Annotated in this window: 17 protein-coding genes and 1 pseudogene; 4 read left to right on the forward strand and 14 right to left on the reverse strand. The window is 38.3% G+C overall.

The genetic code is table 11. The features are described 5' to 3' along the window. Window positions 1-222: 222 nt before the first annotated feature. Complete coding sequence (bglA, locus tag KXZ66_RS21115; RefSeq protein WP_257475325.1) at window positions 223-1,899, reverse strand: 6-phospho-beta-glucosidase BglA; 1,677 nt, start codon at window positions 1,897-1,899, stop codon at window positions 223-225. Between the two features lie 23 nt (window positions 1,900-1,922). Beyond that, window positions 1,923-2,081: pseudogene (locus tag KXZ66_RS22725) on the reverse strand (PTS transporter subunit EIIB); the annotation flags it as partial. A gap of 156 nt (window positions 2,082-2,237) precedes the next feature. On the opposite strand from KXZ66_RS22725, the gene KXZ66_RS21125 reads away from it, so the two are divergent. Both KXZ66_RS21125 and KXZ66_RS21130 read left to right on the forward strand, forming a co-directional pair. Then, window positions 2,238-2,948 carry a GntR family transcriptional regulator gene (locus KXZ66_RS21125; protein ID WP_021481059.1) on the forward strand — a complete coding sequence of 237 codons (711 nt, stop codon included), beginning with the start codon at window positions 2,238-2,240 and terminating at the stop codon, window positions 2,946-2,948. A 28-nt stretch (window positions 2,949-2,976) separates the two neighbouring features. Next, window positions 2,977-3,135, forward strand: coding sequence for a hypothetical protein (locus KXZ66_RS21130; protein WP_009968424.1), 159 nt, complete (start codon window positions 2,977-2,979; stop codon window positions 3,133-3,135). 130 nt (window positions 3,136-3,265) lie between these two features. On the opposite strand, the gene KXZ66_RS21135 is transcribed toward KXZ66_RS21130, so the two are convergent. The 5 genes from KXZ66_RS21135 to KXZ66_RS21155 form a co-directional block, all read right to left on the reverse strand. After that, window positions 3,266-3,988 (reverse strand): peptide ABC transporter permease, encoded by a 723-nt coding sequence (locus tag KXZ66_RS21135; protein ID WP_219144736.1) that lies wholly within the window; start codon window positions 3,986-3,988, stop codon window positions 3,266-3,268. A 20-nt stretch (window positions 3,989-4,008) separates the two neighbouring features. Continuing rightward, on the reverse strand, window positions 4,009-4,638 hold the full coding sequence (locus tag KXZ66_RS21140) for an ATP-binding cassette domain-containing protein (RefSeq protein ID WP_014481448.1): 630 nt from the start codon (window positions 4,636-4,638) through the stop codon (window positions 4,009-4,011). A gap of 149 nt (window positions 4,639-4,787) precedes the next feature. Continuing rightward, on the reverse strand, window positions 4,788-5,546 hold the full coding sequence (gene liaK, locus KXZ66_RS21145; RefSeq protein ID WP_017697257.1) for a zinc metalloprotease LiaK: 759 nt from the start codon (window positions 5,544-5,546) through the stop codon (window positions 4,788-4,790). Beyond that, the gene (locus KXZ66_RS21150; RefSeq protein WP_003242609.1) at window positions 5,527-6,486 is read right to left on the reverse strand and encodes a YydG family radical SAM peptide epimerase; all 960 of its coding nucleotides are present in this window, start codon (window positions 6,484-6,486) and stop codon (window positions 5,527-5,529) included. The genes liaK and KXZ66_RS21150 overlap by 20 nt, the downstream gene beginning before the upstream one ends. A 57-nt stretch (window positions 6,487-6,543) precedes the next feature. Next, window positions 6,544-6,693: an epipeptide YydF family RiPP gene (locus tag KXZ66_RS21155; RefSeq protein ID WP_014478520.1), complete on the reverse strand. Its 150-nt coding sequence runs from the start codon at window positions 6,691-6,693 to the stop codon at window positions 6,544-6,546. 490 nt (window positions 6,694-7,183) lie between these two features. Here KXZ66_RS21155 and fbp point away from each other — a divergent pair, with 490 nt between their 5' ends. Further along, entirely contained in the window at window positions 7,184-9,109 is a 1,926-nt protein-coding gene (gene fbp, locus KXZ66_RS21160) for a fructose-1,6-bisphosphatase (protein WP_219144737.1), read from the forward strand. A 491-nt stretch (window positions 9,110-9,600) separates the two neighbouring features. On the opposite strand, the gene KXZ66_RS21165 is transcribed toward fbp, so the two are convergent. The 4 genes from KXZ66_RS21165 to KXZ66_RS21180 all read right to left on the reverse strand — a co-directional run bounded on the left by KXZ66_RS21165 (window position 9,601) and on the right by KXZ66_RS21180 (window position 12,906). Continuing rightward, on the reverse strand, window positions 9,601-10,323 hold the full coding sequence (locus tag KXZ66_RS21165) for a nucleotidyltransferase family protein (RefSeq protein WP_219144738.1): 723 nt from the start codon (window positions 10,321-10,323) through the stop codon (window positions 9,601-9,603). A 26-nt stretch (window positions 10,324-10,349) separates the two neighbouring features. Then, window positions 10,350-11,840: a dGTP triphosphohydrolase gene (gene dgt, locus KXZ66_RS21170; protein WP_219144739.1), complete on the reverse strand. Its 1,491-nt coding sequence runs from the start codon at window positions 11,838-11,840 to the stop codon at window positions 10,350-10,352. A gap of 335 nt (window positions 11,841-12,175) precedes the next feature. Further along, the gene (gene rlmH / locus KXZ66_RS21175) at window positions 12,176-12,655 is read right to left on the reverse strand and encodes a 23S rRNA (pseudouridine(1915)-N(3))-methyltransferase RlmH (RefSeq protein WP_003226975.1); all 480 of its coding nucleotides are present in this window, start codon (window positions 12,653-12,655) and stop codon (window positions 12,176-12,178) included. An 80-nt stretch (window positions 12,656-12,735) separates the two neighbouring features. Further along, the gene (locus KXZ66_RS21180; RefSeq protein WP_003219122.1) at window positions 12,736-12,906 is read right to left on the reverse strand and encodes a CxxH/CxxC protein; all 171 of its coding nucleotides are present in this window, start codon (window positions 12,904-12,906) and stop codon (window positions 12,736-12,738) included. Between the two features lie 184 nt (window positions 12,907-13,090). On the opposite strand from KXZ66_RS21180, the gene KXZ66_RS21185 reads away from it, so the two are divergent. Beyond that, window positions 13,091-13,504, forward strand: coding sequence for a hypothetical protein (locus tag KXZ66_RS21185; protein WP_219144740.1), 414 nt, complete (start codon window positions 13,091-13,093; stop codon window positions 13,502-13,504). Window positions 13,505-13,537: 33 nt separating this feature from the next. On the opposite strand, the gene fdhA is transcribed toward KXZ66_RS21185, so the two are convergent. The 3 genes from fdhA to KXZ66_RS21200 all read right to left on the reverse strand — a co-directional run bounded on the left by fdhA (window position 13,538) and on the right by KXZ66_RS21200 (window position 15,350). Further along, window positions 13,538-14,764 carry a formaldehyde dehydrogenase, glutathione-independent gene (gene fdhA / locus KXZ66_RS21190; protein WP_095252472.1) on the reverse strand — a complete coding sequence of 409 codons (1,227 nt, stop codon included), beginning with the start codon at window positions 14,762-14,764 and terminating at the stop codon, window positions 13,538-13,540. A 62-nt stretch (window positions 14,765-14,826) separates the two neighbouring features. After that, entirely contained in the window at window positions 14,827-14,997 is a 171-nt protein-coding gene (locus KXZ66_RS21195; protein WP_003244248.1) for a hypothetical protein, read from the reverse strand. Window positions 14,998-15,101: 104 nt separating this feature from the next. After that, on the reverse strand, window positions 15,102-15,350 hold the full coding sequence (locus KXZ66_RS21200; protein ID WP_003243630.1) for a DUF2651 family protein: 249 nt from the start codon (window positions 15,348-15,350) through the stop codon (window positions 15,102-15,104). Window positions 15,351-15,358 lie beyond the last annotated feature (8 nt).

A 15,358-nucleotide genomic window follows, 5' to 3' on the forward strand; every position in this document is an offset into this window, starting at 1 on the left:
CTTAAAACTTCAGCCGGACACCCGCTTTCATCCCTTTTTACTCACAAACTCTCTCCCTTTCTTCCATTCTAATATTAAATTATACAAAAAAGGATCTTACAGGTGAAATCATAACATAGCAATCAGCGCTAGTAATCTATTCCCATTATTGGATATCGGCTCGGATCATGCCAAAAACCCGAATCAGGCACTCGGTAAACGTGCTCGATTCGGGCCAGCTTCTTATAGTTCCTCGCCGTTCGTTTGAATGACGTTTTTGTACCACTCAAAGGAATCTTTCTTATACCGCTTCATGGATCCGTTTCCTTCATTGTCACGATCAACATAGATCATGCCGTAGCGTTTTTTCATTTCGCCAGTTGTGAAGGAGACAATATCAATAATGCCCCACGGCGTGTAGCCAATTAAATCAACACCATCGTACGTGACCGCTTTTTTCAATGCTTCAATATGCGATTTTAAATATTGAATGCGTTCCGGATCATGAACCTTGCCGTCCTCCTCCAGCGTATCCACTGCGCCAAAGCCATTTTCAACGATGAATAACGGGATTTGGTATCGGTCATAAAAACGATTTAACGTATATCTCAACCCGGTTGGATCAATCGCCCATCCCCAGTCACTCGAAGTGATGTACGGATTTTCGACACCATTCGGCAAGCCGCCATTTACAATATCGCCAGTGTTATCATTTTTCACATCGCTTTTCACAGTTGTTGACATGTAATAGCTGAAGCCTAAGTAATCGACGGTTCCGTTTCTTAAAATCTCATCATCGCCGTCTTCGAATGTGATATTGTAGCCTTCTCGCTCAAATTCCTTCAACGCGTAGCTTGGATAATAACCGCGAACCTGCACATCAGGGAAGAAATAGCGCTGCCTCATTTCTTCTTCAGCCAGCATCACATCTTTAGGATTGGAGGAGAAAGGATAAATCGGCACGTGTGATACCATGGCCCCGATCTGGAACTCTGGATTGATGTCTTTTCCTTTTGCCACTGCTAAGGCGCTCGCCACTAATTCGTGGTGCGCCGTTTGATACATGACTTCCTTGGCGTTTTCGTTTTCGCCAACCACAACACCTGAATTCGTCCATAGGAACAGCGGATTGTTCACATCCATTTGGTTGTTGATCTCGTTAAATGTCATCCAGTACTTCACTTTCTCTTTGTAACGGGTAAAGCAAGCCTCTGCAAAGTTGACGAAGAAGTCCACGACTTTCCGGTTTCTGAAGCCGCCATATTCTCTTGCCAGGTGCAGCGGCATTTCAAAGTGAGACAGGGTAATGACCGGCTCGATCCCATGCTTCAGCAATTCATCAAACACATCATCATAAAACTGCAAACCCGCTTCGTTCGGTTCAGCCTCATCGCCTTTCGGAAAAATGCGGCTCCAGCCGATGGACGTCCGCAGGCATTTTAATCCCATTTCTGCAAACAAAGCGATATCTTCCTTGTATCTGTGATAGAAATCAATGGCTTCATGGTTCGGATAAAACTCGTTCTCTTCAATCGTATCCGTGATTTTTCTCGGCACGCCGTGCGCACCCGCTGTCATCACATCGACGACACTCGGCCCTTTACCGCCTTGATTCCATCCGCCTTCAAATTGGTGGGCAGCTAAAGCACCGCCCCATAAAAAATCCTTCGGCATGTTTCCCATGTTTAATTCCTCCTCAGCTTTTGACTGTAAATTTTTTTTGATGCAATGCACTTTCCTCAATCTCTTCAATGAAAGCTTATCAAACTCAACAAGCACTTCGCCTTTTTTGACGGTATCGCCTTCTTTTACCTTCAAGGAAAAAGGCGTGCCGCCTAATGTCACCGTATCCAGCCAGATGTGCGCAAGCAATTCGACGCCGGACGCTGAACGCAGGCTTTGTAGGCGCCACCATGACAACCGTAATGACGCCGGGATGGTAGCATCGATTTCACGATATCCTTCGCTTTAGGGGTAGACCGCTTCAGCACCAATCGAAGTCTGGTAGCGCAGCGAGAAGCCCCAATCACATTCTCTTCCCCGCCTACGGCCTCTAAAATGTCTTTTGCTAGTCTCGTATAATCTCTCACTTTCCCCGACATTTCACCCACTCCTTCGTTTTGGTTACGCTTTCATTATAATTGTACCGGTATAATTTATCAATGCCGAAACAAAATATTTACGCACTAACTATCATTGTAAGCGGTTTATGCTATAATTTTGACAAGTGAAACTAAACGAATAAATGAGGAATGCGTATGTTAAAATACCAGCAAATCGCAGCGGAAATTGAAACATATATAGAAGAACACCAGCTTCAGCAGGGAGACAAACTGCCAGTCCTAGAAACCCTCATGGCCCAGTTTGAAGTCAGCAAAAGCACCATCACAAAGTCCCTCGAGCTATTAGAGCAAAAAGGCGCGATCTTTCAGGTCAGAGGAAGCGGCATTTTCGTCAGAAAACATAAACGAAAAGGCTATATCAGCCTTCTGTCGAATCAAGGATTTAAAAAAGACCTCGAGGATTTCAACGTCACCTCAAAAGTTATCGAACTAGACGTGAGAAAGCCAACTCCGGAAGCGGCGGAAAACCTGAACATCGGAATGGACGAGGACATCTACTATGTCAAAAGGGTCCGTTACATCAATGGCCAGACCCTTTGCTACGAAGAATCCTATTACAACAAATTGATCGTGACGTATTTAAACAACGAAATCGTCTCCCACTCCATCTTCCATTACATCCGGGAAGGACTGGGGTTGAAGATTGGTTTTTCTGATTTGTTTCTGCACGTGGACCAGCTTAATGAGGAGGAAGCGGAATACTTGGGATTAGAGGCTGGACTGCCGAAGCTGTATATAGAAAGTATTTTTCACCTGACGAATGGGCAGCCGTTTGATTACTCGAAGATTTCGTATAATTATAAGCAGTCGCAGTTTGTCGTACAGGCTAATAGTTTTTTATTATAGGGCTGCTTCACTATGGAAGGTGGTCGACATGTACAAAATCATCATTCCTGCAATACTAGCCATCTTTGCGCTCTGGATACTCTTACAGATTTCACTAGAGATGAGTATCGTTAAGAATCCGATGAACTACTTTATCGTATTCATTATCTTTTTCCTCTTTGTAAAGATGGTGAAAGAAAAACAATAATAGTTTGGGCGATGCAAACAGAAAAACATCCTTCCCTTAACAAACTCAGCCAGTCACATGCATTAATCTTGATGTTAATGATATATAGGTGCACATAAAAAGCTACTTCATTGTGAAGTAGCTTCCTTTATTAAATGCCCATTTTGATCCATCTAGTTTTAGAAAAGCGAAGGATAATCGCATTTATGATAATAATTGAAACTAAATAAAAAATAATAAATAAAACATCATTACTCCCAAGTGTCATGTTATCAGATTGCAGCACTCTTTCTATTCGGGGATACATAGTGTTACCTGCCTCAAAAGGAGCAATGAAACCAAACGTTTTATTGCTTATAGCTACTAAGATAACAGAAGTCATCCAATAAACGATACTGGCACCTATACTAATTAATATATTAGGACATAACATGCTTATAGTTCCGATAATTAGAATATACTGCAGTATAACTGCAGAAAATAAAAAAAGTAATAATGCAAAATGCGAAAAATCATGGTACATCAACGATATGATTAGCAGGCCTAGCGCTATAAATGCAAAACATTCTAAAAATAAAACAGCTATCTTTTTATAAAAGAAAGTATAGATGTTCTCTCCAATTAACTTGTAAAAGAGAATATTTTTGTTTGAATACTCTCTATTAATAAAGAAAGCTATAACAAATGAAAATAACATCAAACCAAACTGGGTCGCAACAGTATAGGAGCTAAAGAAAAACATTTCAGGTGTAACATTGCTGACTTTATCAATTCCAACAAGTAAAAAATAACCCAGCAAAAATAAAAATACAAACATTGCTCCTAAAATAATGATAACTTTATTGCTAATACTCTTTTTAAACTCTAATTTCATCTCAAGCCCCCACTGTTTTATTACTCGTTTATATACACTTCAATTAATTTATCCACTGAATGATATTGTTGAATTTCTTGGTGATTAAATATATAATAATCCCCTTCTATCGCCTTTAAATCAGACAAATCATGTGTAATGTTGATGATAATCTTCTCGGGGTTCTCCTGAATATACTTGTTTAAGAAGCCATGAATCTCTATAACCGTTTTTTTGTCTAATGAATTCGTTATTTCATCTAAAACAATAATATTTTTATCCTCTAATAAGAAACTGAGCAATTTTAATTTTTGCTTTTGTCCATCACTCAAATTTTTGATCAGAACTTTTCCATCAATATTATCCAGATTAAGTAAATGTGCGATTTTATCTATCATTTCTGCATCAAATTTTTTACTCAAAAAGTGTAATAAAAAGTCCTTAGAAACATCATTAGGTATATTCGAAGAGCTGGATATTAAAGAAACATTTTGACGAATATCTCTGCCGATTCTTTTGCTATTATTCAACAAAAAGTCTTTAGCAAGCTGTGATTTACCGACTCCATTTTTTCCGACAACGTGATTAATTTTCCCGCTCGAAAAATGCAAGTCGGTGTCCTGAAGTAACGTTTTGCCTTTCACTTTTAAAGTGTAATTCGCTATATTCATATACATACTCCTAGGAAATATTTGCATAATAATAAAATGTTCTGCCTTGTGATTTGTTACTAATGTCTAAGCTTTTGAGGTACCTCTTTCGTTTCCGATCTGGAAGCGCAAGAAATGTTTTTAGATGGCTAATTTGGAGATCTTTTACTCTAGTTTACAATATATAATATCCAATGTACAACTGAATTCACTGCAAGGCCAATCCCTATAATTTGAATCGTAAGAACTAACCAATGATTTGTCTTAAAACGGCTATATTCATCTAAGCTCAGAAAAGCTAAAAGAATTTTGTAACCATCAGAATTCAGTATTGGAATTAAGTTCCACAATAAAGTAGACGAGAAAAGCATAAATGCCATAGTTAATGCTTCACTGGAAAATGTAAATTGATTTATTAATTCTAATGTGTTTATTAAAAAATAATTGATAAACAAGCCAAATAAATGAACGATTATCTTTTCATTTCTTGATAGCATATAGGTTTCATTCAATTGGACATAAAAAGCAGGAAATACATAAAAATTCAGTTTGAATCCCACTTTATCAAAGTTTTTCCCGAAAAATTTTAAGGAATAAATATGTCCCAGTTCATGAAGCACTATATTCATTATAAAGTAAATAACTATAATTATCCACATTTTCCAGCCGTAAAATACTGAGGACAATCCATTTTGCAATTTTATTAAATGAATATAATTTAATATGAACATGAGAGCCGTAAAGGATAAGAACAGATAAAAAAACTTTGGTGATACTTTCTCTTTATACATTTTAAAACGTAATAATTGTTCATCTGACAGAGAATTTAAACTATTTTTATAGTATTCTCCGCTTTTTTTGTCTTTTATAAATACGTTGTTTTGCACAAGCACTTCATATTTTTCATCTTCATACTTTAAAATTTTCATTATAGTATTTTTCCATATAAGGATAGAAGTAGTTTATTTTTTCTGCAGAGTTGAATAAGGAACCACAAACTCCACAAATAGAGGAAAATTCATAAGGAATGTCAAATTCCTCTATCTTGTTATTCTCTTTTAAAATATTCAAAAACCATTTGAATCCTTCTTTTCTAAGAATAAATAATAGCAAATTGGAATTTAACTTTTCCACGGTTCTTTCGAAACTTTGGTTATATTCTTCCCTTAGGGTTATTTTCGTTTCAAAAATAGCAGGGGAACAACATGGATAAATTTCTCCATCATGATGATATACAATGTCATATCCGGGACAATGTAAGGAATCTTCATCTTCAAGACTGTAAAATTTATGTATGTTTTCTTGCTTAATTCTAGTTTTAGCAGCGCCAACTGATATCATTGGAAATTTTGTTATCTTTACACCTAAGATTGAATCCCCCAATTCCTCTAAAATATGGTTGGACATTTTGTCTTTGGTAACTGCCATATTAAGAGAAATATCGATATCAGGGTATTTCCTGCTATGTTCTAATATGTTTTTAATACTGGAAGACTTGACAAATGGAGCATGGTACTCATCATAACTTATAGTCAGTGCTATCACATTTAAAGAATTCATATCATGAAAGTACTCCTGGACCTTTTTCTTGCTCAAACCCCAAAATCCATTAGAGATCAACGTTATTTGTTTTTCATATGGTTTAATGATTTCCATTAGTTCTTTTAAAAATTTATAATCTAAAAAAACTTCCCCACCTGTAAAAGAAATCACTTGAATGGTTTTGTTTTTTGCAAATTCAGTTACTAACTCTCTTATGTATTCTTTTTCCATCCTGGTTGTTGAAGTTGGTGAACTAGAAAAACAACAATGGTCACAGGATGCATTACACCTTGAATCTAAATTGATTGATACAGTTTTATTATACATGAAATATCCCCCAACAAATGGTAAAGGAGAGTTAGACTCTCCTTTGTACCCCTCTAATTAATGACCACTTCCAAGAATCCAGCGATTTTCTTTTGATTTTACAAAATACCAAAGATCATTCACTTTTGCTAACTTTTGTGATTCATCTAATAGACCCTTAAATTCTAAGTTTTTCACAGTCTCATTGTTAGTGTTTTCCTTTTTCATATTATCCCTCCTTCTTTTCTAATATAAACCAATTATTCTATATGATTCAATACATGTCAATATATTGTACCTAAAAAATCTGAAAAATGTCACTATTCTTGGTATATAAAGCCTATAGTCCTCTAGCCCCTCTAAGCTATACCGAATGAAAGGCCATAGTTTGATTTAAAGCTTCGTAATGAAAAGTAAAACATCAATATTGACTACACTAGTTAAGGGATATACAGATTTTAAGTGGAAGACATGAGGCAAACAATCTTACCCCAAACCAACCTGCAAGATCCTCTATGGATACTACTGAAAAGCTGTTTTAAGCTCTTGCTTACCCCATTTGGCATCTCTTTCTCTCGTTTCAATTGTCATAAAAAGCAGTTATGCGGTACTATCATATAAAGGTCCAATGTTTAAAAATAATGTCATACTTTTAATTTCACCTTATCATGCACATGATCATATATAGGGGTTTATTCTAAAAAGGGGATGGACGATTTTGGAAAGCAAGTACCTAGATCTACTCGCACAAAAATACGATTGTGAAGAAAAAGTGGTAACAGAAATCATCAATTTGAAAGCGATATTGAACCTGCCAAAGGGCACTGAGCATTTTGTCAGTGATTTGCACGGGGAGTATCAAGCATTTCAGCACGTGCTGCGTAATGGTTCAGGACGAGTCAAAGAGAAGATACGCGACATCTTCAGCGGTGTCATTTACGATAGAGAAATTGATGAATTAGCAGCATTGGTCTACTATCCGGAAGACAAACTGAAGTTAATCAAACATGACTTTGATGCGAAAGAAGCGTTAAACGAGTGGTATAAAGAAACGATTCATCGAATGATTAAGCTCGTTTCATATTGCTCCTCCAAGTATACCCGCTCCAAATTACGCAAAGCACTGCCTGCCCAATTTGCTTATATTACGGAGGAGCTGCTATACAAAACAGAACAAGCTGGCAACAAGGAGCAATATTACTCCGAAATCATTGATCAGATCATTGAGCTTGGCCAAGCCGATAAGCTGATCACCGGCCTTGCTTACAGCGTTCAGCGATTGGTGGTCGACCATCTGCATGTGGTCGGCGATATTTACGACCGCGGACCGCAGCCGGATAGAATTATGGAAGAACTGATCAACTATCATTCTGTCGATATTCAGTGGGGAAATCACGATGTCCTTTGGATCGGCGCCTATGCCGGTTCCAAAGTGTGCTTGGCCAATATTATCCGCATCTGTGCCCGCTACGACAACCTGGATATTATTGAAGACGTGTACGGCATCAACCTGAGACCGCTGCTAAACCTGGCCGAAAAATATTATGATGATAATCCAGCGTTCCGTCCAAAAGCAGACGACAACAGGCCAGAGGATGAGATTAAGCAAATCACAAAAATCCATCAAGCGATTGCGATGATCCAATTCAAGCTCGAGAGCCCGATTATCAAGAGACGGCCGAACTTTAATATGGAAGAGCGGCTGTTATTAGAGAAAATAGATTATGACAAAAACGGAATCACGCTGAACGGAAAAACATATCAGCTGGAAAACACCTGCTTTGCGACGATTAATCCGGAGCAGCCAGATCAGCTATTAGAAGAAGAAGCAGAGGTCATAGACAAGCTGCTATTCTCTGTCCAGCATTCCGAAAAGCTGGGCCGCCATATGAATTTTATGATGAAAAAAGGCAGCCTTTATTTAAAATATAACGGCAACCTGTTGATTCACGGCTGTATTCCTGTCGATGAAAATGGCAATATGGAAACGATGATGATTGAGGATAAACCGTATGCGGGCCGTGAGCTGCTCGATGTATTTGAACGATTCTTGCGGGAAGCCTTTGCCCACCCGGAAGAAACCGATGACCTGGCGACAGATATGGCTTGGTATTTATGGACAGGCGAATACTCCTCCCTCTTCGGAAAACGTGCCATGACGACATTTGAGCGGTATTTCATCAAAGAGAAGGAAACGCATAAAGAAAAGAAAAATCCGTATTATTATTTACGCGAAGACGAGGCAACCTGCCGAAACATCCTGGCAGAATTCGGCCTCAATCCAGATCACGGCCATATCATCAACGGCCATACACCCGTAAAAGAGATCGAAGGAGAAGACCCAATCAAAGCAAACGGAAAAATGATCGTCATCGACGGCGGCTTCTCCAAGGCTTACCAATCCACAACAGGCATCGCCGGCTACACGCTGCTATACAACTCCTACGGCATGCAGCTCGTCGCCCATAAACACTTCAACTCCAAGGCAGAAGTCCTAAGCACCGGAACCGATGTGTTAACGGTGAAACGATTAGTGGACAAAGAGCTAGAGCGGAAGAAAGTGAAGGAAACGAATGTGGGTGAGGAACTGTTGCAGGAAGTTGCGATTTTGGAGAGTTTGCGGGAGTATCGGTATATGAAGTGAGGGGTTCAGGGATTATTCTCTGGGCTCTTTTTTTTGATGATTTCTCATTTTGTATAGCAAATTGCTAACAAGGTCTGGTTATTTGCCTTTCACCAGTGCGTTAAATATACCAATTGAATTCAATTTTAATTTTACAAGATCAATATATCCCAAGACCTTTTCACCTATACAGAAGCTATATCGTGAAACGGATAACGATGATATTTTCACAGCCATTATCCACTTCAGACAAAACCACTTTCAGTTATAACTTTTTTTGTCTCTACTTATGGTACGGTTCTCCGTAGTTATTTAAGAGGCAAAAAATTTACCATTGAAAATGCATTTCGATATCGCCTAATGAATTAAGCTAGGTAAAGTAATTATTACTAATACAACTTAATTACAAAAAAACGATTAGGATTAATTATTAGTCCTACTTCTTTGTGTTATAGAGGGAGCAATTTTTCTACAAAATATAAAATGGCTTAGGAAATTCCCCCAAGCCATTCTTAACCAGATACAATTATATTTTTATATCTGTGAAATATAGTATTAGAAGTTTCATAGTTCCAGTCTATAATAGAAGTCTTATATCTTTTTATTTCTATATCTTTTAAATAGTTTATAGCATATAACTTATCCTCAAAGTTATTTATCCATTTATTTAGATACCCTTGAAGTTGATTAGAAAACTTTAAATTATACTTATATTTGTACCTAAATGCTCGGGCTATATTTAGCTCTGGATAAGGATTGGGTGTTAATACAATATCTATTTCACTGGTTGTCATTGCATTACTGAAACCCTCATCAAATAGCAATCCTTTATTTAAATCATAAAATATACTATCAATATTTAAAAACACAGTTTTATTAAGATCAAGGAATCTTTTATACTCAACTATGTTTTCTTTAAAAGCCCAAGTATTTTCAATTTCCCACATATCGAACTGTAAATCATCTACTATTATCTTGTATCCACCAAATTTATTCCTCTTATAATTGAAGTTAAATTTTTGGAGGAAACTTTCTAATTCTTGATCTAAATCAGTTATAACGATGTCAAAGTCACGTGGGATATAATAAAATTGGTGTTCATAATAATCTCTAATACATCCACCAAACATTAATAAATTACTCTTCTGCTCTAGATTTCTAATTAAATTTCTGGCGGTAGGACGATTAGATAAAACATCATAAAAATCATTTCTAATTTGTGGCATAAATTCCATGATAATCATCCTCCCTCATGTCATTTTTAAGGCATTTTAACACCTTTTAGCTTTTGATGTAAATCCAATGCGTAAGAATCCGTCATACCTGAAATAAAGTCTGTAATCAATAATAACTTTGAGTATAAATCTAAATTTTTTATTTCTTTACCCTTTGCTGGGTTATTAAAATCGTCATTTATTAAGTGAACAAAAACAAAATTCTCGGATATCATCCTAAATAACTTGCCCGATTTTGGTTTCGATTCATTCTCAAAATCGTCTGTATCGTTAATTATACAATGCTTTACAAACATTGTCAGTAGGTCCGATAAAACTGAGTCACCAACTAACTCCAATGATAAAACTTCTTTATTAGGAAAAATATATTCTTGAAGTAAGTTTTTTAGAAATTTTCTTAAACGATGTGCATTATTTGTCTTCTTTAAAAACTCTTCTTCACCAAAATTACCATTCATTATTTGTTCATAATTTTCTAAAAAAACCTCTTTAATTTCTCTTATCATTTGTCCTTGCGCCCAGACCTTAAAATTTTGGACACTTGTCAGTAAATAATCTGGAAAACCCTGTTTCTTTGCCTTATTATGTTTTTCTTTTAAGCCATCAATATCACTTTTATACGCATGATAAATTCCGTGTATATTTTTTTCTATGATTTGTTCTTCAAATATCTTTTCCCAAGGAACAATTTTCTTTTTTACCCCATCTTCCACGTCTGAACCTAAATATGCAATATCGTCTGCAGCTTCTAAAAAATAGGTTAAAGGATTTCTTTTTCTTGGAATCTTAACTGTTTGGTCAATAATTTCTGTTCCAATTTCCATATCCTGCTGAAAATAACCAAATTTCCCATTCTCAACAGCATAGTCATCAGAGGAATCAAATGGATACTTTAAAAGCACAGATAATGTGCCATAGGTAAAATTAATTCCAAATTGATCATTTAAGAACTGTAGTCTAGTTAAGATTCTTAGCCCCTGTGCATTTCCATCAAAGTTAATGAAATCATTCTTTTGAGGATTTGTTAATGGAATATCCTTATTTTCCTGAAAATATGTCTTGAACCAATTTTTTATAACATCTTCTCCATAGTGACCATAAGGAGGATTACCCAAATCATGTACTAATCCTGCAGTTGCTAAAATAGCAGGGATTTTCCCATAATCCTCACTGCCCAATTCTTCTTTCACTTCAATTAACCATTTTTCAAGCCATATACCAAATGACCTTGCTATCGACGATACTTCCATCGAATGGGTAAGCCTAGTTCTTATAAAATCACTTTCTTGAAGAGGAAAAACCTGTGCCTTATCTTGTAATCTTCTTAAAGAAGAAGAATTCATAATACGATCATAATCACGTTCAAATTCATTTCTGTGATCATGAATCATATTTAAATCACTGGCTTTTCTCTCTTCCTTTTCCCTGTTTTCTTTTGCAATCTTTTCTGCATCTTTATATTTATCTTTATGTCTATTTTCATTTAGTAAGTCTCGCCACTTAATATTCGTTTCCAACTTATATCCCCCTTAAAACATTTTAATAATTATAACAAATAAATTGGATAATTTTAACTAAATTTTTCCTTAAAGAAAATCATAAAAGTACCGGTGAAGTTAACCTAGTCAGTCTTAAAAATAATAATATTACAATTAGAATGCTATAGATGCTATCCTTTTTTAACTTCATGAAATAGTTATTTAATGAAGTGACTTAGACAATCTTTTACCTAGTTCAACTCTGCGTATGGTTTATCTAGTACCCCTCTTAAACAGAAAAAGAAGGTTTATCAACCCCTTCTGCCCCTGCTTCAAATAGTAAATATCCGCCCAATATACAAAAATTTTTGCCTCTATTTATGATAAGGCTCCCCACGATTGATCCGAAAAGCCCGATAAATCTGTTCCACCAGAATAAGTCGCATCAACTGATGAGGAAACGTCATTTTTGAAAATGACAGCTTTTCATCCGCTCGCTTCATCACTGCGTCACTCAATCCGAGTGATCCGCCGATGACGAAGGTGACTTTGCTTTTTCCATATGTAGCCAGCTTATCTATTGTATCGGCTAGTTCTTCGGATGTTTTCATTTTTCCTTCGATGGCGAGGGCGATGACGTGGGCGTCGGGGCTGATTTTTGATAGGATGCGGTCGCCTTCTTTGTCTTTTATGATTTTCATGTCCTGGTCGCTTAGGTTTTCCGGCGCTTTTTCGTCCGGGAGTTCGATGATGTCGATTTTTGCGTAGGCCGAAAGTCGTTTGGTGTATTCTTCAATGCCTTGCTTGAGGTATTTTTCTTTTAGTTTTCCGATTGTCACAATATTGATATTCACAGGTCATCCCCACTTTAAAAACAAGTTATTCATATATGTTGTCCACAATTGTGGATATCTTTTCTGTATTTTGTGTAAGATCATTCGTTCCCCACTATATATACTGCGGGGTCTCCACATAATTCACAGGCTGTGGATAAACTGTTAGTATGTTCGATTTTTCTGATTTCGGGCGGCAGCTCGTGGTCGTCTATGTACATATCCAACACCGTTTCGATGTGTTCTTCACAGGAATAATACGCTTGTTTCATGTTCAAATCCTCCGATGTTTTCTTCCATTTTTACAATTGTTCTCTTCTCAATATAACCTATTTATTCACATGTTAGTAGTGCTTCGGGCTGAGTTTTATCCACAATTCGACAAACAAGCTGTTGATGACTCTATTTCGCCCGTATGTTAGTTTGGATGTAACCGATGTGTGGGGAGGTCTACATTTGCAGCTCAAATGGGTTTGGCTTTTTGTGATCATGTTGCTGCTTGCTGGGTGTCAGCCGTCTTATTGGGTGTTGGAGAAGGATCGAATCAGTGAGGGCAGTCCAGACTTAGAAATATACGCTAATTACCTTCAAATGCATGATGATGTAAAAGGATATCAAGTCTTCACCATTTTAGAAGGAAGAAAAATGGTTATTGTGTCTCTCGGAAGCAGCGAGAAAGATAAGAAGCTTGAAGTGTCAGACGTCAAATTCTCACCTAAAGAAACGATTGTAACTGTGAAACGAAAACCTGCTCCTAAGGCAAATGAGAAAAACCCTTATATTTTGATTGGACTGGACAAAATCGAAGGGGAATTCATCGTACAGGATGAAACGGGAAACCGCATTGAAGAAACGGATTATCAGCAATAAAGCCGGCGTTCTGAGAACGTCCGGCTTTTTCTTTTACTTCAATGTTCCATGCGGGTCGATGACGAATTTTTTGGCTGCGCCTTTGTCGAAGTCGCTGTAGCCTTTTGGCGCGTCGTCCAGAGAAATGACGGTGGCGTTGACTGCTTTTGCGATCTGCGCTCTGCCGCTCAGGATCGCTTTCATCAAATTGCGGTTGTATGTCATGGCGGGCGTTTGTCCGGTGACGAAGGTGTGGGCTTTGGCCCAGCCGAGTCCGAAGCGGATTTTTAATGAGCCTGTTTTGGCATCCGCATCCTTTGCGCCGGGATCTTCGGTCACGTATAAGCCTGGAATGCCAAGGCTACCCCCGACCTGGGTGACGTCCATGATCGAGTTCAGCACGGCGGCAGGCGCTTCTCCTTGATTGCCGTGTCCGGATGCTTCAAAGCCGACACAGTCCACTGCGGCATCAACGGTTGGTTCACCTAGTATTTGTTCAATTTGCTCGCCGAGGCGGTCGTGTTTTTGTACGTTGACCGTTTCACAGCCGAAGCTTCTCGCCTGTGCCAGTCTGTCTTCGTTCAGATCGCCGACAATCACGGTGGAGGCGCCTAGGAGCTGAGCGGAGTGTGCAGCTGCCAAGCCAACAGGCCCCGCTCCCGCGATATAAACGGTTGAACCTGTTTGTACGCCTGCTGTGTAAGCTCCATGGAAGCCGGTCGGGAATATGTCCGACAGCATGGTCAAATCGAGAATCTTTTCTAACGCCTGTTCTTTCTCAGGGAATACCAAAAGCTGAAAATCAGCGTATGGCACCATGACATATTCAGACTGGCCGCCGACCCAGCCGCCCATATCGACGTAGCCGTAAGCCGATCCCGGACGGTCCGGATTGACATTCAGGCACACATGCGTTTTCTGCGTTTTGCACATCACACAGCGTCCGCAGGCAATATTGAAAGGAACGGATACGATATCGCCCTTTTTGATAAATTCGACATCACGCCCCGTTTCAATGACTTCTCCGGTGATTTCATGTCCGAGCACCAAGCCTTCAGGCGCCGTTGTGCGGCCTCTGACCATATGCTGGTCGCTTCCGCAAATGTTGGTTGTAATGACTTTGAGAATAACCCCATGCTCACATTTTCGATTCACATTCGCCTTCGGGACGCCGGGCCCGTCCCTCAAGATTAACTCCGGATAACTGATATCCTCCACCGCTACAGTCCCTTTGCCTTTGTACACAACCGCTTTGTTTCCTGTCAACGCCATTCCTCCCATTCATGTGTTTGGACTCTCCGTCCTTGAACATGACTTCGGTTCGGCATGACTCTTTCCCTTTTTCACGACTGTTTTTTCTGTATTCTTACAACAACAAATATGCCAAGAAAGCATCCAATAATGGTTCCGCCGATGTCTAAGAAGTCGACTTTACATCCATTTAACAAGAACACAGTAATGGCCGAAACCAGGCAGATCATAACTGCCAGAAGAATAACCCGATTTGTCTGCATGTAATTCCTCCTTTGGATTCGTTTCTAAACCATACCCAAAATCCTCTGCAAACTTCGGTTCAACAAAAAAAGAGACTTCACACCAGTCTCTTCATAAACAGAGATCACTCAAAAAATTTCCTGAGAAATAATGTGGCAACACTCGTTACTAACGCAATTGCCGTATACATAACAACCCAAAATATGAATGAGCTATTCCCCGAAGCTAACGTAACTAACAATATCAAGCTCGTGATAAGAACGATGAGCGGTGCCACCCAAAATCTTTTAAATAAAAAATGACCCGCTATACCAAATACACCTGCGACGATCGGAAAACCAAAAACGATAAATAAAACGGCGATGGCTCCCATACTACCCT

It is taken from the genome of Bacillus sp. LJBS17 (assembly GCF_019334685.1).
Classification (GTDB): Bacteria; Bacillota; Bacilli; order Bacillales; family Bacillaceae; genus Bacillus; species Bacillus subtilis.

What these genes read in the sequence shown, in the direction of transcription:
- liaK (WP_017697257.1), bottom strand. Translation starts at nt 5,546, where the DNA reads ATGAAAATTTTAAAGTATGAAGATGAAAAATATGAAGTGCTTGTGCAA.
- KXZ66_RS21165 (WP_219144738.1), bottom strand. Translation starts at nt 10,323, where the DNA reads ATGGAATTTATGCCACAAATTAGAAATGATTTTTATGATGTTTTATCT.
- KXZ66_RS21130 (WP_009968424.1), top strand. Translation starts at nt 2,977, where the DNA reads ATGTACAAAATCATCATTCCTGCAATACTAGCCATCTTTGCGCTCTGG.
- fdhA (WP_095252472.1), bottom strand. Translation starts at nt 14,764, where the DNA reads ATGGGAGGAATGGCGTTGACAGGAAACAAAGCGGTTGTGTACAAAGGC.
- KXZ66_RS21155 (WP_014478520.1), bottom strand. Translation starts at nt 6,693, where the DNA reads ATGAAAAAGGAAAACACTAACAATGAGACTGTGAAAAACTTAGAATTT.
- KXZ66_RS21140 (WP_014481448.1), bottom strand. Translation starts at nt 4,638, where the DNA reads ATGAATATAGCGAATTACACTTTAAAAGTGAAAGGCAAAACGTTACTT.
- KXZ66_RS21125 (WP_021481059.1), top strand. Translation starts at nt 2,238, where the DNA reads ATGTTAAAATACCAGCAAATCGCAGCGGAAATTGAAACATATATAGAA.
- KXZ66_RS21150 (WP_003242609.1), bottom strand. Translation starts at nt 6,486, where the DNA reads ATGTATAATAAAACTGTATCAATCAATTTAGATTCAAGGTGTAATGCA.
- KXZ66_RS21200 (WP_003243630.1), bottom strand. Translation starts at nt 15,350, where the DNA reads ATGGGAGCCATCGCCGTTTTATTTATCGTTTTTGGTTTTCCGATCGTC.
- KXZ66_RS21135 (WP_219144736.1), bottom strand. Translation starts at nt 3,988, where the DNA reads ATGAAATTAGAGTTTAAAAAGAGTATTAGCAATAAAGTTATCATTATT.
- KXZ66_RS21195 (WP_003244248.1), bottom strand. Translation starts at nt 14,997, where the DNA reads ATGCAGACAAATCGGGTTATTCTTCTGGCAGTTATGATCTGCCTGGTT.
- KXZ66_RS21180 (WP_003219122.1), bottom strand. Translation starts at nt 12,906, where the DNA reads ATGAAACAAGCGTATTATTCCTGTGAAGAACACATCGAAACGGTGTTG.